This is a genomic window from Bradyrhizobium sp. ORS 86 (assembly GCF_045571475.1).
GTDB lineage: Bacteria > Pseudomonadota > Alphaproteobacteria > Rhizobiales > Xanthobacteraceae > Bradyrhizobium.
Map to the genome: position 1 here is coordinate 6,483,938 of NZ_CP120699.1, position 20,602 is coordinate 6,504,539.

Consider the following 20,602-nt stretch of genomic DNA (forward strand, 5'->3'; position numbering starts at 1 on the left):
GCCTGGCAAACCCGTCACTCCGGCCGCTCGGCGGCTGCCTCGGCAACCGGCAGCCGAATCGTGACACGAAGCCCCGAGCGGCCGGCACTTGCGACGTTCTCGAGCGCGATTCCGCCGCCGAGGCTATCGACAATCCGCTTCACGATGGACAGACCGAGACCCGTTCCTTCTCCCTCCGGCGGGGAGCTCCGGAAAAATGGTTCAAAGACTTGATCCATGTCGGCCAATGCAATGCCGGGGCCAGTATCCTCGACCTGCAGGATCGCGGCGTTGTTCTCTCGGCAAATCCCGACATCGATGGTTCCGCCCGGGGGCGTGAAGCGAAGCGCGTTGTCGAGCAGGTTGCGGATGATTGCCGCGAGCATCACCGGCTCGCCGCGCACCGTCACAGGTTCGACCAATGCAAAGCCGAGATCGATGCCATGATCGAGCGACACCGGCAGCAGACCGGCAACGACTTCCCTCGCCACACCGTCCAATGACGCAAGCGGCATGCCGGCAGGGCTGGAAGCGATCCCTTCATGTCGGGCCAACGCAAGCAGTTGCTCCACGAGATGCTTGGTGCGGGTCATGCCCTGCTTGAGCGCGACAACGCGCTCTCGCGCGGTCTCCGGGAGCGCGACAGAATCAAGGTTTTCCGCCTGCAAGCTGAGCGCCGTGATCGGCGTGCGCAGCTCATGCGCGGCATCGGCCACGAATCGCCGCTGCTGATCGATCAAGAGATGCATTCGCGCCAACAATCCGTTGATCGAGACAATGAACGGGTGCATTTCGCTGGGCGTCCCCTCGAGCGGCAGCGGGGTCATGTCATCGGCACGCCTGGCATCGAGATCTCCGGCCAGCCGGACCATCGGCCGCAGCGAGTGCGCTATGACAAGGGCCGTGACCACCATCAGACAGGGAATAAGCACGGCGATCGGAAGTAGCGTACGAAACGCGACGTCACGCGCGGTTTCGTCTCGAACGGCAGTCGGCTGCGCCACGGCGAACCTACTGCCATCGGATCTCGTTCGCAGCAGCACCCGGACTGGTTGACTCTTCCACGTCGCGACCTGGAGGCCATCCCGCAGGGTGAAGAGTTCGCGATCATCCGCCGCGCCTTGCGGCGCCTTTCCCGACTCGATGAGCCAGACTTCGGTGTCTTCCTCGACGCCGTGAAGCGGTTGGCCGCCGCTAAAGCCGTGGCCTTGGGCCAGGCTCGCGAGCTGGATCAGAACCGAATCCTGCATCTCGATGGCCTCGCCGAATGCCCAGTTGTAGGCGAACGTGCCGCCTATTGCGCCGGTCACCAGAATAATCGCCGTCAGCCCGATAAACAGGCGCCCGCGCAGCGATTTGATCATGACGAACGGTCCACCATCCAGCCCATGCCGCGCACGTTGCGGATTGCTGAGGTACCAAGCTTCTTGCGGATAGTGTGGATCAAGAACTCGACGGCATTGCTCTCGACCTCTTCGTTCCAGCCGTAGATTTGCCGTTCGAGCTCGCCGCGCGACAGGACCGTGCCCGGCCGCGCGAGCAGCGCCTGCAGCAGCGCGAACTCTCGCGCGGTGAGAAGTGCGCCTTGCCCCAGAAACGACGCTTCCCGCGTTGCCGGGTCGAGGCTGAGCTTGCCGTTGCTCAGGCGCGGCGGGGAACCGCTGCCTTCGCGGCGGAGCACCGCGCGCATCCGCGCCAGCAGTTCGCGAATCTCGAATGGCTTCACCAGATAATCGTCTGCGCCGAGATCGAGTCCGTCGATCCGGTCATCCACGCCATCCCGCGCGGTGACGATGATCACGGGAAGCCTGCGCCCCAGCGTGCGCAGGCGCCGAAGCACCTCGCGGCCGTCGGCCTTCGGAAGTCCGAGATCGAGCAGGACCAGCTCGTAGGATTCATTCTCTGCCGCGTGGACCGCCGTCTCGCCGTCGTTGACCCAATCGACGGCATAGGCCGCGTCCTTGAGCGCTTGCTGCATGGCCGCGCCGATCATCCTGTCGTCCTCGATCAGCAGAATTCGCATCGTCCCTTCCTTGATTGCGAGGCCAGCGTTTCCGTTATCCAAAGGCTTGTCTCCAAATACTTAGCGCAGACTTAGGGCGGCGCCATCTCGCCATGCCGGGCTTGAGCTTGTGTCGGCCTCTCACCGATCAACCCGGTGTTCCTAAGGGTCAGCTAAGTCGGGGGTGGCATGTGGCGGCAGTTGGCCATGCGGGCAGGCAGCCGGCCAAGAACGGAGTGCTGCGCTTGCCGAACGGCAACGTTGCCATACCGCATAGTCCGCCAGGCGACCTTGCCGTGCTTTTTGCGTTGTGCACGAGGATTTGCCGCATTGGCGGCGGACACTCGAACCACGTGAATGATTGCAGGACCCACAATGGAAAGAGAAGACGAAATCCCGAGCAAAGTGCCCGAGGTGACGCTCGGCTTCTGGCTGATCAAGATCCTTGCCACGACGCTCGGGGAAACCGGCGGCGACGCCGTGACCATGAGCTGGCTGCATGCAGACAAATATCCCGGCAACGGCGGCTATCTGATCGGCACCGGAATATTTCTCGCCGTGTTCGTTGCGGCCGTGATCGCCCAGATCGCGACGAAGCGATTCAGCGCCTGGATCTACTGGCTCGCCATCATAGCCTCCACGACCGTGGGCACAGCGATGGCGGACTTTTTCGATCGTTCATTGGGCATCGGCTATATCGGAGGCTCGTCGATCCTGTTGGCGTGCGTGCTGGGCTCGCTCGCGATCTGGTACCTCACCCTCGGCTCGGTCAATGTTCAGACGGTGGCAACGCCGAAGGTGGAGATCTTCTACTGGATCACGATCACGTTTTCGCAGACGTTGGGGACCGCACTCGGAGATTGGACCGCTGACGACACCGGACTGGGATATGACGGAGGCGCGCTCGTGTTCTGTGCGGGACTCGTCCTGCTGGCAGTTCTGTATTACTGGACGGCAGTCTCGCGCGTCTTTCTGTTCTGGGCGGCTTTCATCTTGACGCGACCACTCGGCGCGACGATCGGAGATTTTCTCGACAAGCCAACGAGCGATGGCGGCCTGGCGCTGAGCCGTTCCTTGGCATCCGCGGTGATCCTCGCCGCAATCGTCGGGCTCATTCTGGTCTTGCCGCAGCGGCCGGGACGACATCCCGGATCCCGCATGGCAACCGAGATGCGGTGACCGCCGGAAGGAGGCGGGTTGTCTGCGCTGCAGTCAGGCGGGAAAGCAGGCCGCCGCCGTCAGCGTCAGCGGGGCCAGATTGAGGACTTGCGGAAACTGGAACTGGTAGCTCGCGCTCACCTGGTTGCCGCAGGCGGGTGCGGCGTAGCTGAACGTTGAAGCCGGCAGGTTGAGGCCGAACGCCTGCTGGCTTGCGTAGGCGGCGATCACGTCCGGCTTGTCTATGGGACAGAGCGTGGCGTTCACGGTCGCGCATCGCGCGGCAATCTCGACCCCGCGCTGCAATCCCGCCTGGGTCCACAGCAATAGACCGATTTCGATGATGCCGAACAGGAAAGCGAAGAACAGCGGTGCGATCAGGCCAAATTCGAGCGCGGAGGCACCGCGATGATCGCGCCAAAACGGGCCGGCACTCGTCATTGCAATCTCGCCATCGCTTGCATGCTGATGGAATAGCTGACGGGAACGACCTGGTAGTTGACGATCGTCCAGTAGGTCGCTTGCGCTGACACGGTGGTATAAGTACCGGCCACTCCGCCTCCCGGGCAGACGCTGCCGCAACTCATGCTGTCGACACCGGACGTGGTCGCGCAGCCGCAGTATTTGGCGGGCGCGGGGTTCGCGGTAATCGCGGTGGAATTGGTCGCGTTGGCGACCGCGGCAGAAATCGCATTCACGTCGAACCCATGGGCAATGGCGTATTCAACGCCGGCCTGCGCGGCATTTTCGACCTGCACCTTGCGATAGACTGCGAGCCCGATGTCGACCACCGAGACCACCATCAGCGTAAGGAGCGGCACCAAAACGCCGAACTCGATCGCGGCAGCGCCGCGCGTGTTCTTGCGGAAAAGCCCGAGCAGGCGACGCGGGCTGCGACGCCGATCGGACCGGCACTCACCATATGCATTGCATGTCTTCATCTCAAAAACTCCGCCTTCAATATCCTTAGTCAATATTCCGGGCTTCACTCGACGAGTTGCGCCGTCGTCGTGCCGATGGTGCTGCCGCCCAAGGCCGCGCAATTGACCTGAAGATTCGAACTGCCGGTAAGTGCAATCGTGTCGGCGATGACCTGCGTGCACGAGGTGGTCGTGCCGTTGCCGCCGCTGAACTGCAGGTTCGCTTTCGGCAGATAGATCGCGCCGCCGAAATTCTGGGAGCCGCCGCCCTGCAGCGAAAAGGTCGCGCCCGTCGTCATGTTGCGGTCGCCATACATCACGATGCCCTTGGTCGGGCCGGAGGCCGGAGCCGTCAAATTGATGATGGCGTTGCTGCCGATGTTGGCGGTGGCCCAGCCGTTGCTGGCCGAGCCGGTGAAGACAAGCGTCACGCCCGAGGTGCCGCTGCAGGAGGAGCACGTGACCGTTGCGTTGCCTTGCACCGACAAGCCGCCGCCGGAGCCGTAAAAGTAGTAGATGCCGGGAGTGAGATCGAGCGTGTATCCGGATTGCACCGATACCAGGCCGCTGTAGCACGTATTCGGAGTGATCGAATTGACCTTGCCGCTGCTGTTGATCTTTTGATTGGCGGGGTTGCACGGGGTCGGCGTCGTGGGCGGAGAAACAGTCGCATAGGGATCGGCGATCGGCCTGATGCCGCTGCGAATGCCGTTCGGGGCTGTGATGTTGCTCGCGCCGGAGATGGAGCCGACCGCTCCGACCAGGTTGGCGGACACTCTCGCCGTGCCACTGACGTTCAGCGAGGGAGACCCGCTGGAGTTGCTGTAAAGATTGCAGTTGATCAGGTTGACATTGTTGCTGCCGCTTGCGCTCACAGCCGAGTTCGCGGTGGGATCGAGCGCAAGCACGCAGCCGATGCCGACATTGCCGAGCGCGACCGCGCGGGCCGTGACGGGCACCGTGCCGGAGCCGAACAACGCCGACAACAGCCGCGGTTGCGGCTGGCTGATGATGACTTCGACCGCCTGGGCGTTCGAGGTGAAGCTTCCGGTGGTCGGCGGCTGGTTCACCGTGACGGTGACGTTGTTGGCCCCGTTGGTGTAGCCGTAGAACGCCGTGACGGCGTCGGCCTCGGTGGCGAGATCGGTGCCGGCGGTGGCTGCGCTGACGGCCGCGGAGTCGGCGGCGCTGAGCATGTTCTTCTGCTTGTAGAACCACCAGGCGACCTCGGTGCCGAGGCCCGCAGTCCCGGCCAGAACGGGGAGCAGCAGGGCGACGAGGACGGCGTAGCTGCCGGACTGGTCGCGCGCAAAGCGATCGAAAAGATGATTGACGCGGGAGCGCCGCATCGCCGGCGCTGGCCTCATTTGCGAGGGTACTTCCGCCTTCCAACGCATGAAGGCCGTCATGCTGTCCTCGGTAGTCAGGTGGCCGATGCAAATCCTATACGGTGCGGCGATTTAACGCGGCCTATCCTTCGTCGCAGAAACTTGGCGCGAGCGCGTAACGCTTCGTTATCCAATCGGATATCTGCGGACAGGATCACCGGAAGGCGACCACGACCGGGGGCAGCGCGGCCCGCCGGGCTGGCGGCGGGCCGCTTCGCTTGAGCCTACCTGTTAGCCTACTTCGACCTTGTCGAGGTGCCCATCCGGGTGCTTGAGCCGGTGGTCTGACCGGGAGCGTAACCGGAGGCACCCGGGCTGCCGCGCTTCGATCCCCTTGCCTGCATCTCGTGGCCCGGAGCATAGCCGGAGGCGCCATGGGTGCCCTTCTTGGAGCCCTTCGCATGCATCTCATGGCCGGGTGTCTTGCTCGACACGCCCTGCGCGAAGGCGACGGGGGCGGACGCAAGAAGGCAAGCTGCGGAAAGTGCGATGATTGCGTGCTTCATTTTTTCCTCCACGAACGAAGCCCCGCCAATAACGGCTCGCCATCCACGCCGTTCCATGAACGGTCGTTCATCGGGGGATGTTGATGCTTCCCGAAGCCCTCACACGATGACGAATTGCAGCTTGCGAATGGAAGACCTATGCTGGTGACCATCAGGCAACCGCCTCGTAGGGCGAGAGTCTGCGGGGAAAGACCTCACGATGGCGGTGCGCATTTGCATCGGAGGTGATGTCATGGCCATTTCTCCCACGCTCCAGAAATACCTGGCTGCCGAAAACATCCAATACGAGGTGATCCCGCACGAACTCAGCATGACGTCCACGCGCACCGCTGAGGCGTGCCATATCTCGGGCGATTGCCTTGCCAAGAGCATCGTGTTGCGGCGCGACGGCCAATACATGCTGGCGATCCTGCCCGCATCGCATCATCTGCGGCTGTCGGACCTGCGGACCAAGCTCGGCGACAGCGTCGACATGGCCGATGAATCCGAGATCAACCGGCTGTTCAGCGACTGCGCACACGGTGCGGTCCCCGCGGTCGGCAAATGCTACGGGCTCGACAGCATCGTCGACGACAGCATCGAGGCGCAGCCGGAGATCTATATGGAAGCCGGCGACCACCAGACGCTGCTCCATATGGGCCACGCGCAGTTTGCGCGCCTGACCGCCGACGCACAGCACGGGCGCTTCAGCAGCCACGACTGAGGCGCTGCGCGCCGCCCGACGCCTTTGCGATCTCGGGCGGAAACCCGGGCCGCGACGTCGCGATTAAATTGTTCGGGGAGAGGCTTGCCGCGGCGACCTCGCACCCGATCGGTTGTACAATCAGCACATGGGGGGCGTTGCTGGGGGGCGTTGCTGCATTGCAATCAATGCACCTGAAACCCAGGACAAAGTCAGGGAACGGAGCCTCGCCATGAAAGTCAAGGATGTGATGCACAAGGGTGTCGACTGGGTCAATCCCAACACCCCCGTCACCGAGCTCGCCAAGCTGATGCGGGCTCGTGACATCGGCTGCATTCCGATCGGCGCCGACGACAAGCTGATCGGGATGGTGACCGACCGCGACATCGTCTGCAAGGGACTCGCGAGCAACGACTTCGATGCCAGCCGCGCCACGGCGCGCGATGTGATGACCGAGGGCATCCATTGCTGCCGCGACGACGACGACCTCGCCAAAGCGATGCATCATATGGAGAAGCTGCAGGTCCGCCGGCTGCCGGTGATCAACAAGAGCAAGCGGATGGTCGGCATCATCAGTCTGGGCGACGTGAGCCGCTCGGCGTCGGCGGATGTGCTGACCGAGACCGTCAGGCACGTGTCGGCGCACCACTGACTTAGGCCCGCGCTCGCCGCCCGAGCGCCGCGTGATCAGGTCTCGTGGCAAGGGCGAGCCAGGCGCTCGCCGCTGAACCATCGCACGGCGCCAAAAGCTGCGGCCGACACGCGCCGCCTTGCGCCGGTGGTTGCGACCGCCCTGGCCGGCATCACCGCGGATGACGTCGGCGAACGCCCCTTCGAAGGGGGCGCCGCCAAAACATCGAAAACAACCCCATGCAAAGGAGCAGGCGGCCGCCGCCACTCGAGCGTGATGAGTTTGGGTTGAACCAACTCACGGCGGCTTCGGTCGACGACTTACGGCGGCTTCTGTTGACCTCTCCCCGTCGGGGAGAGGTCGGATTGCATCGTCAGATGCAATCCGGGTGAGGGCCCTAGCGCTCTCGATAGACCGTACCCCCCTTACCCGATTCGCTGCGCAAATCACCTCTCCCAAGGGAGAGGTGACCTCCGCCGCTGTTTCAGATCAAGCTAATCCCATCATGCTCTCGACAAGGCGACTTGACGCGCCGGGCAACTCAGGGGCATACTTCCAATATTCCGAAATCGTGCAAACGCTCGCGCCCCGCCTCGGCGGGCGCGCCGGCTTGCGATTGCGGCCGAACATCCTCACCCACCATTGAAACAGTGCACCGGCTCCCCGCGGCGAGCGATCGCCGGCGCGTGGCCGGACCGTGCCTGCCAGGGAGATCGACATGACCACCGCTCCGGACCCCGCGATGACGACGGCGATCGCCGCATCCGATCCAACCCAAGCTGCCGCAGCCCCGCGGGTCAAATTCTCCTCGCACGGCTTCTGCATCGACCATCCCGATCCCGAGCTCGGCGAACAGCTCATGGCGAACGCGCTGGGGGCCGTCGACCGCGACGCGATGGAGGGCATCCTGCGGCAACTGGTCAAGGCCAGCGTGAGCGGCGGACGTCCCGACCAGGTCAACCTCTCCTTCATGCTCTCGATGGTGAAGAGCCTTCGCCCGCGGGACTCCGTCGAGGCGATGCTGGTGGCGCAGATGGTGTCGGTGCATGTGATGGCGATGCGCTGCGCCCATCACCTCGCGCACGCGAAAGACCTCGCCCAGCACGACAGCGCCGCGCGCGCTCTCGGCCGGCTCGCCCGCACCTTCCCCGCCCAGATCGAGGCGCTGAACCGCTACCGCAGCCACGGCGAGCCCGCCATCACCGTGCAGAACGTGAAGGTGGAGGACGGCGGCAACGCCATCGTCGGCAACGTCACCCAGCATGCAAGCGTGATCGTATCAGACAAGACCTCGGCATCCGCACCGCGGAAAGCGCCGAAGACCGCGCGCTCCCGGCGACGGCGCGCTTCCGCCGATGCCGCGCGGGACGCGCAGGCATGAGCGATCACATCAGACAGACCGGGGCGATGCTGGCGAGCCCGCGCTGCGGCGCCAAGACCCGCTTTGGCGGCGCGTGCCGCGCGCCGGCGGTCTCAGGCCGAAAGCGCTGCCGCATGCACGGCGGCGCACCGGGCTCCGGCGCGCCAAAGGCCAACCGGAACGCGCGCAAGCACGGCCTGTTCACCAGGGGTGCGATCGCCGAGCGACGGGAGATACGGGCGTTACTGGGGGAGGCGCGGAGGCTGATGGAGGGAATGAAGTGATTAGCTTCCCAAAAGCCGCTTGGCGCTCGCCAGGGAATCCGGCAATCCTACCGCTTAACTGTTGAAATATCTTTAGACTGCGACCACGTTGCCGAACGGTGTCCAGCTACGTCAGTTGTTTCCGCCAGCGCGCAAATCAGTGGGAGACTTTAGTCGCGAGGACATTCCTCAACTTATTGTTGTAGCGTGGACAAATCGTTCCAAGTTCTCCCCTTAACTCCGCATCGAGAGGCGGCTAATTCATAGCCATGCCCACAAGCTCAGAATCTCTGACCTTCCGCCCCCGCGCCCGCTTGCTGCAACTGATGGGGGATCAGCTAATCGGCAGCAGCCGACTGGCAGTATTCGAGCTGGTCAAGAACGCCTATGACGCCGACGCCTCAAACGTCCGCCTCACTTTCCACGACCTGGGAACCGAAGCGGCGCGGATCGTGATTCGTGACAATGGCGAAGGCATGAGCCTTGACGTCATCACAAACGTTTGGCTCGAGCCAGGTGCAGACTACCGCGAACTCCAAAAGCAAAGCAACAAACGAAGCCCGAAGTTTCACCGACTGCCTCTAGGGGAAAAAGGAGTTGGCCGATTTGCAGTCCACAAGCTCGGAACTCGCATCAAGGTAAACACAAAGCAGCGCGGACAACCCGAATACGAGGTCTCAATCGACTGGGAGGAGTACGCTCAACATAAATATATGGACGAAGCGGCGATCCATATCGTGCAAAGCAAAGCACCCCTCTTCAAACACAAAGAGAGTGGAACAGAAATCGAGATATCCGGATTGCGCACCGATTGGAAGCAGGGCGATATTCGTCGCCTTTGGCGCAACGTGAAGTCCATATCTTCTCCAACCAAGGCTCCCGAAAGCTTCAACGTTGAACTCTATGTCCCGCGGCACGAGAGCTGGCTTGATGGGTTGCTCGACACACCAGACTTCCTTGACCGAGCGATGTGGCACTTCACATTCCTCTACGAGAATGGAAAGTTTGAATGGGCGTATAAGTTCACTCCTCTTCCCGGTATCGGAATCAAAGGCCGCACTGAAAACTCGCTTGATAGTCCGCTGAAGCTTGCGCCGCAGGACCAAAAGCTTTTTCCGATTCTGGATGAAGATGGGAAGGAGAAGCGCCGGATAATCGCCGATGAAGAGTTCACCCAAGTCAATGTAAATGGTGAGTCGAAAGAAGCAATCGGACCTATCCTTGGCGAATTTTACGCATTCGACCGCGACCGACCGGTCCTCCAACGCATGACTGAAGCGACTTCGCTAACCGACTTCCTCGACGAAAATGGAGGCGTTCGGGTCTACAGAGATGGTGTTCGCGTCTACAACTATGGTGAACATGCTGCTGGTGATGACTGGCTCGGGCTTGATCAACGGCGGGTCAACATTCCCACGAGACGGTTGAGCAACAATATTCTCATCGGCGCAATTGATCTCTCCCTGGCATCGAGTGGTGACAAGACGCGAGGATTGCTCGAAAAGACCAACCGAGAAGGTTTCGTAGAGAACGAAGCATTTGCGAAATTCAAAGCGATCGTGCTGGGGGCATTGATCGAGTTCGAACATCTTCGGGATGACGACAAGAATCGCATTCGGATCGCACTAAAGACCGTAACGGAGGCCGCGGTTGGCGACATCGAAGACCCTATCAATGCGCTTCGAGCTGAGTTCGATAAACGAAGACTTTCGAGTGACCTTGGTAAGCACTTGAAGGCCATCGAGCAGAAATTCGGTGAAATGAAGGAGGTAATGACCCACGCTGGAATGGCCGGGCTGAATTTGGGCATCCTGTTTCATGAAATCGATCGCGGCGTAAAGGGGCTTACCTCCGATATTCGCAAGAAGGTGCCGCTTCCTCGTCTGCTAGAGAGAGCTGAGCATCTGAGTCAACTGCTTGATGGCTTTTCAACTCTTCTAAGAAAGGACAGGAAGCGTAAGCATCAAGTCAAGGAGCTATTGGAGGAGTGCAAATTCCTCAACGCGAGCCGGTTCGATATTCACAACGTGATCTTCTCTTGCCCGATATTGACGGGCGAACAGGAGAGTTTTCAGGTCAATGCGGCGTTCGGGATGTTCTTGGGGGCGCTATCCAATCTGATCGACAACTCAATCTACTGGCTGCAAGTGAAATGGCCTGAAAGAAAGACCGATCGGAAGAACCGGGCTATCTACATTGGCGCTACTGATTATTTTGACGACGGCCCAGCTCTCGTCATCGCAGACAACGGGCCAGGACTTTCGGCAAATGCTGCAGATTTGGTGCGGCCATTCATGACGACCAAGCCGGACGGCATGGGCCTTGGGCTCTACTACGTCAACCTTGTTTGCGAATTAAACAATGCTCGCTTGGTTGCATCTCCTAACCGACAGGACGTGGGCATTCCTCCTGCATATGATGGCGCGGCTTTTGCTATCGTGTTTAGCAACAAAGGCTAGTTATGTTTCCTGGGGCGAAGATTGTAGTTGTTGATGATGACTCTGTCCATCTCGAAGCAGTCATCAGTGCTTTGAGAAAGCTCGGCTTAGCATGTCTGAGCTACCATTATCCGGATGAGCGACCGGCAGTTGACACATCCTTCGGCGGCATACGCCTCGTAGTAATCGACATCAATCTTGTCGGCGGAACTTCTCCGGGCAACGATCACGCCACGCTTGGCCCTCCCGCGAGCTTAATCGATCGCATTATATCCGCTGAGAATGGGCCGTATGCTCTGGTAACGTGGTCAACGACAGACTTGCATGACGCACTCATTCAACGAATGCGCCATCAGGGCTTTACTGAAAGTAGGATGCCATTCTTCTCAGTCCCTCTTGCAAAGGCGGACTTTCTTGACGATCCGGATGGATTCAAAGATGAGATCAAGTCACTGTTGACGAAGAACCCTCCATTTGGGGCAATCTTGGATTGGGAGCGAAGAGTCTCTAGGGCGGCCGAACGAGTGCTCTTCAACATACACGATATATCAGGCCGCTTCTCAGGTGGCGAAGCTGCCGAAAGAATGGATCGGGCCCTAAGCAGGCTTGCCGTCAACGCGTTTGGGCAGGCCAATGTTGCGGATCATCGGTTCGAAGCTACCAACGAAGCTCTGATGCCGATCCTCACCGATGCAGTGAACAGCGAGCTATTTTCGGCCGAAGACAGGGATATTTGGGAAAAGGCGGTAACAAAGCACGGCGAGAAGTTCACGCTGGATGCTGCCGCCATCTCGAAGCTCAATACCGCCGTGAATCTCGAAGTCTCGTCAGACGTTAAGCCGCACCGGAGGGGAGCCATCTTGGAGGTTCCGGAAGCATGGCTCAATGACGATGAATTTGAAAGACGATTTGGGTCGCAACCGAAGCGGCTGCGGGGCGATCTTCTTAAACTCACAGAGCCCAAAACGCCGCGTTGGGTGCTTGTTCAAGTCCAGGCAGCATGTGATTTCTCACAAGGAAACGTTGGTACGATTCCCTATTTCTTGGCAGCAGTCGTGCCGATGACTCGGGTTCGTATGCAAAAGGATGGCGCGGATCTAAAACTACCTGCGAGTGTATGGCAATCTCCACCGTTTGATAGCGTACTCCCCATCTCTACCGATAGTTTCGCCTTGGAAATTCTGACCGGCGTTGCATATCCAATGACACGTAAGACCATCGAAGAGTCAAAGTTCAAGGTAATCGGACGATTGAAGGATCAGATCGTCTCTTCGATTGCCTATCAAGGCAACACAAATGGCTCTCGGCCCGGATACATTAGCTTTCGGTGAGGGCCGCAACTACCGCTTCCATCACCGGTGGACACACGCCGTTGCCCAGAAGGCGCACCTTGTCGCGCCGAGTCCCGTGCGAGAAAACGAATTTATCATCAAAGCCCATAGCTCTCCTCAACTCTGGGACCTGAAGCATTCTCATTTCATATACTCCGGCCGTCGGCTCAACCAAAGCAAACCTATCTACCGTTGTGATAGTCCTTAGCGGCCTGCTTAAGCGCTGCCAGCCACCACTTCCATCGCTGCCATAGTAAACAACGATGAATGGTTCGTTTTCACCCAACTCATCGATTGCTCTAGAGGCCCTAGCGATGGTGTCTCTTGCTCGACTTTTCTTGAATAGAGGCGACGTCTCCCAGGTACCTTTGGGGTCGAGGATGGACTTTGCAGACAGCTTTCGGCTCTGCACTTGTGGGCGAATAGCCTTCGGCGCCCTTCTTCTGTCTCCTACGAGGAAGAGTCGGCGGCGCGTCTGCGCAACTCCCAGGTCTGATGCGTCAATAATTTGCTCTGCTAACTTGTATCCAAGCGCCGCCAATTCACTCTTAAGCTCATTGTAGCGATTCCAGGGACGCATATGAACTACGTTCTCTAATACAATCCAACGCGGCTTGAACACCTCAGCGTAGGTGACAACGTGCATTGCTGTTGCACGACTGTTTTCATCCCTTGGAGCGGCGCCTTTTGCGCACGTATGATTTGTGCACTCCGGCGAAGACAGAAGCAGGTCGATACTTCCGACTGAGCGACGCAGGCTCGCTAGATTTATTTCTTCGAGGCGCTTGGTATAGACCTTTGCACTGGGGAAATTTTGCTCGAATGTCGCAGTCGCGACAGGACACATATCAATAGCAGCAACAGTTTTTATACCGGCCTGCCTCGCTCCGGCACTGCTTCCGCCGGCCCCGCTGAAGATGTCTAGTGCGCGTATCAATTGATGCCCCAAATCGTGTGATTCGGGCGGCCAGGCTACCAGCCTGGAACCGATACCACCAGGCAGCCATGGCGCCATTTTCTTTAGTGTTGCAAAATTGACTCACCAAATGGATAAATTTGCCCAATCACCTCGTCACAGGAAAGGCGCGTCCGAGAAAATTAAACAGGCTCCGCACCCGATCGTCGTCATTTGCGCAAAGGACATAGCTGAGCTACCTCGCAGCAATGGCTACACGGACGTCATAGGCGTGAATACTTGGCTTTCGCACGAATTCCCGGCTTAGCTTTCACCGCCGTTAATTTCGTGGGTCCGAGAAACCTCTTGAGGTCGGAAGCTAATCGCTTCGGGTCTTTAAGTTCACATTCCCAAATTACTTTGACCCGCCACCCCATGTCGTTGAGCGCCTTTATAACGAAGGCATCGCGCGCGACATTCTTATCGAACTTTGCCTGCCAGAATTCCCGTCGCGATTTCGGCGAGTAAGCCAAACCGCAATCATGACGATGCCAGAAGCAACCGTGCACAAAAATTGCAGATCGCCTGTTCTTGATCACGATATCAGGACGACCGAGCACGTCCTTTGCATGAAGCCGGTAACGATACCCTAAGCCAAATAGAAGTCTACGAACCTGCAATTCGGGACGCGTATTCGTTCCACGAATTTTCGACATATTGGCGCTTCGCCGTACGGGTGTGAGGTTGTCCATACAGAATTGTTATCTTGGGGAGCTAGATATTTGAAGCTCCAACTCCATCTCTCCCTGTCATTCCCGAGTCAGGCGTCTCCGCCGGCATTACCGCAGCGGACGAGTCTTGATGAAATACTCCTCAACGCGCGCAATTTCCCTCTTTGGTCTCAATTGTGCAACAAGTCCGCAGACATCAAAGCGATAGTGCCGACGCTTGCCGCTGCATGTTAGTCAAAGCTACCGCTCGAAAGTTTTGGCGCCGCTCAACCTCACCCCTTCCCCACGCTCGCATCAATCAACAGCTTCGCCACTGCGACCGCCGACTGCGCCGGGCCGTCTTCCGACTGCTGGCCGGTAGTGTAGATGCCTTCGATGAGCAGCAGCAGGGCGTCGCCGAGCACGGCGGGGTGACGCGCGCCCATGGTGCTTGCGAGCTCGCGCAGGCGCTTGCGGAAGACCTTCTTGTGCGCTTCGGCGACCTGCCGCGCGGGATTGTCGCGCGCCGGATATTCGATCGTCGCGTTGCTGAGGCCGCAGCCGCGATAGCCCTTGCGCACGGCGCGCGTGGACAGCACGCGGATATAGGCGAGCACGTGCTCGCGCGCATCGCTGTATGATTTGCCGCCGGGATTCTCGAACTTGTCCCAGAAATCCAGCTCGTAGTCGCGCATATAGGCGGCGGCGAGCTCGTCCTTGGAGGCGAAGCTGCGATAGAGGCTCGGCTTGGTGACGCCGGCCCGCTCGACCACCTCATCGACGCCGACGGCTCGGATGCCCTCGCGATAGAACAATTCGCTCGCCGAGGCGCGGATCCGGTCGGCGGCGCGCACGGGGCGCTGCGCAGTTGGTTCAGCGGTCTTGCTCATGACGGTTCTCCCGGCTCCTCCACGGCACTTGACAATGTTACTGACCGGTACGTATACACGCCGCACCCCAATACGTACCGGTAAGTAACATGACCAGCACCCCCGTTCAACCCGCCTCGCTTCAACCCGCCCCCGTGTCGCGACGGCCGTTCGGCCAGAACTACGCGTTCGTCGTCGTCGCCGTGATCTTCCTTGCGCTGCTCGCCTCTGCCGGCCTGCGCGCGACGCCGGGCGTGCTGATGCTGCCGCTGCAGCAGGCGTTCGGCTGGGATGTCGGCGTGATCTCGTCGTCGGCCGCGATCGGCATCTTCCTCTACGGCCTCGCAGGCCCGTTCGCCGCCGCCGTGATGCAGCGCTTCGGCATCCGCCGCACCGTGCTGGGCGCGCTCACGCTGATGGCGGCATCGACCGGCGCCAGCACTTTCATGACCGCGCCCTGGCAACTCTTCCTGACCTGGGGGCTGCTCTCCGGCATCGGCTCGGGCGCGGTCGCCAACGTGCTCGGCGCCACCATCGTCAATCGCTGGTTCACCACCAATCGGGGCCTCGTGATGGGGCTTTTGACGGCGAGCACCGCGACCGGCACGCTGATCTTCATGCCCGGCCTCGCGGCGCTGGTGGCATGGGGCGGCTGGAAGCCGGTGGTGCTGACGGTGGCGGCGTGCTGCGCGGTGCTGATCCCGCTGGTCTATTTTCTGGTGCCGGAGCGGCCCGCCTCGGTCGGCCTGCGCTCGTTCGGCAGCCAGCATGACGATCATCCCGCGCCGAACGCGCAAGGCAATCCGTTCACCGCCGCGTTCTTGAACCTCGCACGCGCCGCGCAGACGCGGGCGTTCTGGTTCCTGTTCGCCACCTTCTTCATCTGCGGCTTCACCACCAACGGTCTGGTCGGCACCCACCTGATCGCGTTCTGCGGCGATCATGGCATCGTCGAGGTGCAGGCGGCGAGCCTGCTGGCGCTGATGGGGTTCTTCGACCTGTTCGGCACCACCCTGTCCGGGTGGCTCACCGACCGGTTCGATCCGCGCAAGCTGCTGTTCTTCTATTACGGGCTGCGCGGCCTGTCGCTGATCTACCTGCCCTACTCGGATTTCTCGCTGGTCAGCCTGTCGGTGTTCGCGGTGTTCTATGGTCTCGACTGGATCGCGACCGTGCCGCCGACGGTGCGCATCGCCAACGAAGCGTTCGGCGACAAGAACGCGCCGCTGGTGTTCGGCTGGGTGGTCGCCGGCCATCAGCTCGGCGCCGCCTGCGCGGCGTTCTTCGCCGGCTTCATGCGCTCGGCCCAGGGCAACTATCTCGAAGCCTTCATGATCGCGGGGCTGACCGGCATCGTCGCGGCCGTGCTGTCGCTGATGATCACGCGGCGACCTGCGCAAGGCGTGCTCGCCGCGGCGTGAAGACGCGCACGCGGCGGTGCCAGACTACAGCATTGTTCGGGTGAGACGGCGCTCCCCAGAGGAACCGAACCACTTTCAGCGGCGGTTGGCCAGCATTCTCGCTGGTCAACCTGACCGTATTTTATTTTCACTTGACTACCGTGCGGTGAGCAACAACGATATTTAAAATATTATTTAAAATTGAAAATGAGCTAGGAGATTTAAATGTCCAGGTCTCCGTACACGAGCGGCAATCTCGGTGGCACCCAAGTCGGAACGGACGACGCTTATGCCGGACTCGACAACGCCTACAATATCCTGGCGGGCGATGCGGGCGGCAGCATTATCGATCATGCGATCGGTGGAAACGACAGCTTTGTCGGCGGGGCCAACGCGACAAACGTTTTCTATGGCGATGCGGTCAGGGATATCACCGACTATGGCATCGGAGGCGATGATATTTTCGCCGGCACGCAGGGAAGCTCGGTAAACATCTATTACGGCGACGCCGGAGGACAATTGTCCGGCCACGCGATCGGCGGCGATGATTCCTTTACCGCATCCGGAAGCGGGGTTGGATCCAATCTCTTTTATGGAGACGCCGGAGGCGACATGACGGGCTTTTCCGTCGGAGGCGCCGACTCGTTTCTTGGCATGACGCTTTGCCGAAGCGTCTTCGTGGGCGATGCAGGTGGCGATCTGCTCGGACATTCCATCGGGGGCGCCGACAATTTCATCTTGAGGATCGGCCCCGGAAGCAACTACACGGTTTACGGTGATGCGTTTGGTTCGATCTCGGACAACGCCGTCGGCGGCAACGATACGTTCCAATCATCGGGAGGCGATGGTAGCGCAACGGTTTACGGAGACGCGGGCCAGAATCTCACCGGGCACGCGAAAGGCGGCGATGATACGTTCAGCGGGACCGGCGTTTTCTACGGCGACGTAGGCGGAAACATCTCCGATCACGCGACGGGTGGCAACGATACGGCGAACATGCTGGCTGGCCAATTGCTGCCGCGTGACGCCTTTTACGGCGACGCTGGAGGAAGCATCACAGATAGCGGACACGGAGGAAACGATACGCTGACGGCACAGGTTGGCGGCCAGGGGGTGCCGAGCCCATTCTCTTTCACCTTCTATGGCGATGCCGGCGCCGACATATCCCAGAATGCGGCGGGCGGCGACGATACCTTCCACGTTACCGGGACCAGCCTCTCGACCGTCTTCTTTTACGGTGATGCGGCCGGCGGTCTGTCGGGTCATGCGCACGGCGGCAACGACGTTCTGTTCTCTGCCAGCGTCTCGTCCACCTTCATAGGCGATGCGGCAAGCATGTCGGACAGCTCGGTCGGCGGCAACGACAGCTTCTTCTCCACTGGAGCCCAGAACGTTGCCACCAACGTCTTCTTTGGAGATGCATCCGGACAGATGTCGGGTCGCGCAAAGGGAGGTGACGACACTTTCGTCGGCGGCAGCAATACCAACAATACCTTCTACGGCGACGCCGGAGGCGAGATGACCGGAAACTCGCTCGGAGGCAACGACCATTTCACCGGAGGAACAGGCTCGACCAACATCGCTTATGGCGACGCGGCGAAGATGGACGATCATGCGGTCGGCGGAAATGATGTCCTCACCGGCGGCAATGATGCGAGCGGCCTGGCCGCCGGCTCCTATAACGACATCCTGGTCGGCGACGCCCAGCTCATGGCCGGCAACGCCAAGGGAGGAAATGACACCATCATCTCCGGCAGCGGCAACGACGACATGTGGGGCGATGCCCAATCAATGCTCGGCAATGCCCACGGCGGAAATGATGTTTTTATCTTTGCCGCCGGCAACGGCCATGACACCGTCGAGGATTTCGGCCAAAGCACAGGTTCTCAACTCGGCCGGGATTATATCGACGTCAGTGCCTTGGGCGTAACCAACATCAGTCAGCTCACGATCTCGGCGTATGACGCAACCGACCAGGAAAGCACGATCACGTTCAGCGCAGGCAACGACGTGGTCGTCCACAGCGCCCACGCGCTAACGGCGCAGGATTTCATCTTCGTGTAAGAGCGCCTGGCGGCGCTGGTCTGGCTGGCGGCGCCTGGTCGGCTGGCGGCGCCTGGACCGGCGGCCGACGCCGCTGCCTATGCCGGCAGCACGATCACCTTCGTTTTGAGGGGCGTTCGCGAATAGAGGTCCATCATGTCCTGGGTGAGCAGGCCGGTACAGCCGCTCGTAATGCCGTTCCCGATCGTTTCGGGGTCGCTGGTGCTATAGATCGTGTAAAGCGTGTACACCCCGTTTTGATAGAGGTAGAGCACGCGGGCACCGAGTGGATTGTCGAGACCTCCCGGCATGCCGCGAGCATATTTGCCTGCCTCCGGCTGGCGCGCGATCATCTCCTTGGGTGGCGTCCAGGTCGGCCATTCGGCTTTGCGCCCGACATAGGCCTCCCCGCTCCAGCGGAACCCATCGCGGCCGACATTGGCGCCATAGCGGGTCGCGTTTCCCTCGCCCTCGAGGCGGTAAACATAGTATTTGCCGGGATCGATGATGATCGTCCCGGGCGCCTCATTGCTGTCGTAGCGCACCGTCTTGCGGAAATATTTCGGATTGACCTTGCTGACATCGACCGCAGGGATCGGGAATTTCTCGTCGGGCACGGGCCCGTAGACTTTCTCCGCCTCGGCCAGGCTCATGTAGTCGGATGCGCAACCGGCCAGGCTAAGCGCGGCGAGACCGGCAGCGGAGCCGAACAGAAACGCCCGGCGGTTGAGATGCCGCGACCGAAGCCCAGCCGGAGCCCCCTCGCCCATCATGCCGGCGTCGGCAATGCCACGATCCATGATCATGTCGGATTTCCCCTTGTCCCGTTATACGCCCGGAGAACAGTTTGGCATACGGTGGCAGGGAGGAGAATGGCTATTGAAAGGCTTCATGGCGCTCCCTAGGGGAATCGAACCCCTGTTTCAGCCTTGAGAGGGCTGCGTCCTAACCGCTAGACGAAGGGAGCGTTGAGAGGGAAGGCAATAGCCTTGAAATCCGGCCGCCGCAAGATGGCTTGTGCGCTGCGGCGGGATTTTGTCACCCATGCTTACCATGCGGGCAGGGGTTTCGGCGCAAAAGGGGGCCAAACGGCTAGCCGCCGTAACTGTCATTCCGGGGCGCGCCAACGGGTCCGCGCAATGCGCGGCCCGATGACAGGCTCCGCGCGAACCTCAGATGCGCAACTGCGCATCGCGGAATGACAGCGTCAGATATGCCGTCCTGCCCTCGCCTGTCAGCAGCGTCGTGTCCCGGACCGCCGCGCAGTTGCATTGATTGATAGCTGCACGCCGCCGTGCACGGCCCCGCTTTTGACAAACGACGCATGCAAAACACCTGTCTGTGAAGTCACGCGACGCCAACGTCTGATAGCATCGCGGTCTTCACCAGGCTGCGCCGGCAGGCGCTAGATGAGCGAGAGGAGTGCTTGGAACACAGCGCAGACCTTGGCGCACGACAATTTGGCTCACCAACATCTTGGCACAACGAACATCAGCGCGGCCGCGGGCGATGGAAGGCGTTCCGCCCCTCACGCCGCTTCGGTCAATAGCTTAAGCAAGAGCGAGGACAGACCATGATCAAACTAAAAATCAATGGCCAGGAACAGAACTGGGACGGCGACCCCGATCTTTCGCTGCTCTGGTATCTCCGCGACGAGGCCGGCCTGACCGGCACCAAATTCGGCTGCGGCCAGGCGCTGTGCGGCGCCTGCACCGTGATCGTCGACAAGCAGGCGGTGCGCTCCTGCATCACCTCGGTGTCCGACGTCGGCGGCCGCGAGGTCACCACCATCGAGGGCCTGCATCCCACCGGCGATCATCCGGTGCAGAAGGCCTGGCGCCAGGTCAACGTGCCGCAGTGCGGCTATTGCCAGGCCGGCCAGATCATGCAGGCCGCGGCGCTGCTGACTGACAACCCGAAACCCTCGCACGACCAGATCCGCGAAGCCATGGCCGGCAACATCTGCCGCTGCGGCTGCTATCAGCGCATCGAGAATGCCGTGCACCTCGCATCGACGGGGGTGTGAC

The 20,602-nt window shown here is 60.6% G+C and carries 20 protein-coding genes and 1 tRNA gene; 10 read left to right on the forward strand and 11 right to left on the reverse strand.

Annotated elements, in window-relative coordinates:
- Positions 1 to 14: 14 nt before the first annotated feature.
- Positions 15 to 1,343 carry an ATP-binding protein gene (locus P6U25_RS29820; protein ID WP_407148324.1) on the reverse strand — a complete coding sequence of 443 codons (1,329 nt, stop codon included), beginning with the start codon at positions 1,341 to 1,343 and terminating at the stop codon, positions 15 to 17.
- The gene (locus tag P6U25_RS29825) at positions 1,340 to 2,002 is read right to left on the reverse strand and encodes a response regulator transcription factor (protein ID WP_407148325.1); all 663 of its coding nucleotides are present in this window, start codon (positions 2,000 to 2,002) and stop codon (positions 1,340 to 1,342) included. The genes P6U25_RS29820 and P6U25_RS29825 overlap by 4 nt, the downstream gene beginning before the upstream one ends.
- 354 nt (positions 2,003 to 2,356) lie before the next feature.
- On the opposite strand from P6U25_RS29825, the gene P6U25_RS29830 reads away from it, so the two are divergent.
- Positions 2,357 to 3,160: a hypothetical protein gene (locus tag P6U25_RS29830; RefSeq protein WP_407148326.1), complete on the forward strand. Its 804-nt coding sequence runs from the start codon at positions 2,357 to 2,359 to the stop codon at positions 3,158 to 3,160.
- A 33-nt stretch (positions 3,161 to 3,193) separates the two neighbouring features.
- Here the strand turns inward: P6U25_RS29830 and P6U25_RS29835 are convergent, their stop codons facing one another.
- The 4 genes from P6U25_RS29835 to P6U25_RS29850 all read right to left on the reverse strand — a co-directional run bounded on the left by P6U25_RS29835 (position 3,194) and on the right by P6U25_RS29850 (position 5,953).
- Entirely contained in the window at positions 3,194 to 3,580 is a 387-nt protein-coding gene (locus tag P6U25_RS29835) for a TadE/TadG family type IV pilus assembly protein (protein WP_407148327.1), read from the reverse strand.
- A complete protein-coding gene (locus P6U25_RS29840; RefSeq protein ID WP_407148328.1) occupies positions 3,577 to 4,080 on the reverse strand; it encodes a TadE/TadG family type IV pilus assembly protein in 504 nt (167 codons plus the stop codon). Before P6U25_RS29840 ends, P6U25_RS29835 begins: the two co-directional genes overlap by 4 nt.
- Positions 4,081 to 4,124: 44 nt before the next feature.
- Complete coding sequence (locus P6U25_RS29845) at positions 4,125 to 5,426, reverse strand: pilus assembly protein TadG-related protein (protein ID WP_407148329.1); 1,302 nt, start codon at positions 5,424 to 5,426, stop codon at positions 4,125 to 4,127.
- A 257-nt stretch (positions 5,427 to 5,683) separates the two neighbouring features.
- Positions 5,684 to 5,953, reverse strand: a complete 270-nt coding sequence (locus P6U25_RS29850) for a hypothetical protein (protein ID WP_407148330.1) — start codon at positions 5,951 to 5,953, stop codon at positions 5,684 to 5,686.
- A gap of 232 nt (positions 5,954 to 6,185) precedes the next feature.
- On the opposite strand from P6U25_RS29850, the gene P6U25_RS29855 reads away from it, so the two are divergent.
- The 6 genes from P6U25_RS29855 to P6U25_RS29880 all read left to right on the forward strand — a co-directional run bounded on the left by P6U25_RS29855 (position 6,186) and on the right by P6U25_RS29880 (position 12,658).
- The gene (locus P6U25_RS29855; protein WP_407148331.1) at positions 6,186 to 6,656 is read left to right on the forward strand and encodes an aminoacyl-tRNA deacylase; all 471 of its coding nucleotides are present in this window, start codon (positions 6,186 to 6,188) and stop codon (positions 6,654 to 6,656) included.
- 211 nt (positions 6,657 to 6,867) lie between these two features.
- Entirely contained in the window at positions 6,868 to 7,287 is a 420-nt protein-coding gene (locus tag P6U25_RS29860; RefSeq protein WP_407148332.1) for a CBS domain-containing protein, read from the forward strand.
- A gap of 697 nt (positions 7,288 to 7,984) precedes the next feature.
- Positions 7,985 to 8,647 carry a hypothetical protein gene (locus P6U25_RS29865; RefSeq protein ID WP_407148333.1) on the forward strand — a complete coding sequence of 221 codons (663 nt, stop codon included), beginning with the start codon at positions 7,985 to 7,987 and terminating at the stop codon, positions 8,645 to 8,647.
- A complete protein-coding gene (locus P6U25_RS29870) occupies positions 8,644 to 8,910 on the forward strand; it encodes an HGGxSTG domain-containing protein (protein WP_407148334.1) in 267 nt (88 codons plus the stop codon). Before P6U25_RS29865 ends, P6U25_RS29870 begins: the two co-directional genes overlap by 4 nt.
- 248 nt (positions 8,911 to 9,158) lie before the next feature.
- Entirely contained in the window at positions 9,159 to 11,348 is a 2,190-nt protein-coding gene (locus P6U25_RS29875; RefSeq protein WP_407148335.1) for an ATP-binding protein, read from the forward strand.
- A 2-nt stretch (positions 11,349 to 11,350) separates the two neighbouring features.
- Positions 11,351 to 12,658, forward strand: coding sequence for a hypothetical protein (locus P6U25_RS29880; RefSeq protein ID WP_407148336.1), 1,308 nt, complete (start codon positions 11,351 to 11,353; stop codon positions 12,656 to 12,658).
- Here P6U25_RS29880 and P6U25_RS29885 read toward each other — a convergent pair.
- The 3 genes from P6U25_RS29885 to P6U25_RS29895 form a co-directional block, all read right to left on the reverse strand.
- Positions 12,645 to 13,595, reverse strand: coding sequence for a DNA cytosine methyltransferase (locus P6U25_RS29885; protein WP_407148337.1), 951 nt, complete (start codon positions 13,593 to 13,595; stop codon positions 12,645 to 12,647). The genes P6U25_RS29880 and P6U25_RS29885 overlap by 14 nt on opposite strands.
- 242 nt (positions 13,596 to 13,837) lie before the next feature.
- Positions 13,838 to 14,269, reverse strand: coding sequence for a very short patch repair endonuclease (locus tag P6U25_RS29890; protein WP_407148338.1), 432 nt, complete (start codon positions 14,267 to 14,269; stop codon positions 13,838 to 13,840).
- Positions 14,270 to 14,556: 287 nt separating this feature from the next.
- Positions 14,557 to 15,153, reverse strand: a complete 597-nt coding sequence (locus P6U25_RS29895) for a TetR/AcrR family transcriptional regulator (RefSeq protein ID WP_407148339.1) — start codon at positions 15,151 to 15,153, stop codon at positions 14,557 to 14,559.
- An 89-nt stretch (positions 15,154 to 15,242) separates the two neighbouring features.
- On the opposite strand from P6U25_RS29895, the gene P6U25_RS29900 reads away from it, so the two are divergent.
- Both P6U25_RS29900 and P6U25_RS29905 read left to right on the forward strand, forming a co-directional pair.
- Entirely contained in the window at positions 15,243 to 16,553 is a 1,311-nt protein-coding gene (locus tag P6U25_RS29900; RefSeq protein WP_407148340.1) for an MFS transporter, read from the forward strand.
- A gap of 204 nt (positions 16,554 to 16,757) precedes the next feature.
- Positions 16,758 to 18,596 carry a beta strand repeat-containing protein gene (locus P6U25_RS29905; RefSeq protein ID WP_407148341.1) on the forward strand — a complete coding sequence of 613 codons (1,839 nt, stop codon included), beginning with the start codon at positions 16,758 to 16,760 and terminating at the stop codon, positions 18,594 to 18,596.
- A 77-nt stretch (positions 18,597 to 18,673) separates the two neighbouring features.
- Here P6U25_RS29905 and P6U25_RS29910 read toward each other — a convergent pair whose 3' ends face one another.
- Together P6U25_RS29910 and P6U25_RS29915 are read right to left on the reverse strand one after the other, a co-directional pair.
- Positions 18,674 to 19,381: a L,D-transpeptidase gene (locus P6U25_RS29910; RefSeq protein WP_407148342.1), complete on the reverse strand. Its 708-nt coding sequence runs from the start codon at positions 19,379 to 19,381 to the stop codon at positions 18,674 to 18,676.
- 86 nt (positions 19,382 to 19,467) lie between these two features.
- A tRNA-Glu gene (locus P6U25_RS29915) sits at positions 19,468 to 19,542 on the reverse strand.
- A gap of 606 nt (positions 19,543 to 20,148) precedes the next feature.
- On the opposite strand from P6U25_RS29915, the gene P6U25_RS29920 reads away from it, so the two are divergent.
- Positions 20,149 to 20,601, forward strand: coding sequence for a (2Fe-2S)-binding protein (locus P6U25_RS29920; protein ID WP_407148343.1), 453 nt, complete (start codon positions 20,149 to 20,151; stop codon positions 20,599 to 20,601).
- The last annotated feature ends 1 nt before the right edge of the window (position 20,602 follow it).

Bases quoted from the DNA above. Each gene is read 5' to 3' on its own strand.
- P6U25_RS29820 (WP_407148324.1), bottom strand. From the start codon at position 1,343: ATGATCAAATCGCTGCGCGGGCGCCTGTTTATCGGGCTGACGGCGATT.
- P6U25_RS29825 (WP_407148325.1), bottom strand. From the start codon at position 2,002: ATGCGAATTCTGCTGATCGAGGACGACAGGATGATCGGCGCGGCCATG.
- P6U25_RS29830 (WP_407148326.1), top strand. From the start codon at position 2,357: ATGGAAAGAGAAGACGAAATCCCGAGCAAAGTGCCCGAGGTGACGCTC.
- P6U25_RS29835 (WP_407148327.1), bottom strand. From the start codon at position 3,580: ATGACGAGTGCCGGCCCGTTTTGGCGCGATCATCGCGGTGCCTCCGCG.
- P6U25_RS29840 (WP_407148328.1), bottom strand. From the start codon at position 4,080: ATGAAGACATGCAATGCATATGGTGAGTGCCGGTCCGATCGGCGTCGC.
- P6U25_RS29845 (WP_407148329.1), bottom strand. From the start codon at position 5,426: ATGAGGCCAGCGCCGGCGATGCGGCGCTCCCGCGTCAATCATCTTTTC.
- P6U25_RS29850 (WP_407148330.1), bottom strand. From the start codon at position 5,953: ATGAAGCACGCAATCATCGCACTTTCCGCAGCTTGCCTTCTTGCGTCC.
- P6U25_RS29855 (WP_407148331.1), top strand. From the start codon at position 6,186: ATGGCCATTTCTCCCACGCTCCAGAAATACCTGGCTGCCGAAAACATC.
- P6U25_RS29860 (WP_407148332.1), top strand. From the start codon at position 6,868: ATGAAAGTCAAGGATGTGATGCACAAGGGTGTCGACTGGGTCAATCCC.
- P6U25_RS29865 (WP_407148333.1), top strand. From the start codon at position 7,985: ATGACCACCGCTCCGGACCCCGCGATGACGACGGCGATCGCCGCATCC.
- P6U25_RS29870 (WP_407148334.1), top strand. From the start codon at position 8,644: ATGAGCGATCACATCAGACAGACCGGGGCGATGCTGGCGAGCCCGCGC.
- P6U25_RS29875 (WP_407148335.1), top strand. From the start codon at position 9,159: ATGCCCACAAGCTCAGAATCTCTGACCTTCCGCCCCCGCGCCCGCTTG.
- P6U25_RS29880 (WP_407148336.1), top strand. From the start codon at position 11,351: ATGTTTCCTGGGGCGAAGATTGTAGTTGTTGATGATGACTCTGTCCAT.
- P6U25_RS29890 (WP_407148338.1), bottom strand. From the start codon at position 14,269: ATGTCGAAAATTCGTGGAACGAATACGCGTCCCGAATTGCAGGTTCGT.
- P6U25_RS29895 (WP_407148339.1), bottom strand. From the start codon at position 15,153: ATGAGCAAGACCGCTGAACCAACTGCGCAGCGCCCCGTGCGCGCCGCC.
- P6U25_RS29900 (WP_407148340.1), top strand. From the start codon at position 15,243: ATGACCAGCACCCCCGTTCAACCCGCCTCGCTTCAACCCGCCCCCGTG.
- P6U25_RS29905 (WP_407148341.1), top strand. From the start codon at position 16,758: ATGTCCAGGTCTCCGTACACGAGCGGCAATCTCGGTGGCACCCAAGTC.
- P6U25_RS29910 (WP_407148342.1), bottom strand. From the start codon at position 19,381: ATGATCATGGATCGTGGCATTGCCGACGCCGGCATGATGGGCGAGGGG.
- P6U25_RS29920 (WP_407148343.1), top strand. From the start codon at position 20,149: ATGATCAAACTAAAAATCAATGGCCAGGAACAGAACTGGGACGGCGAC.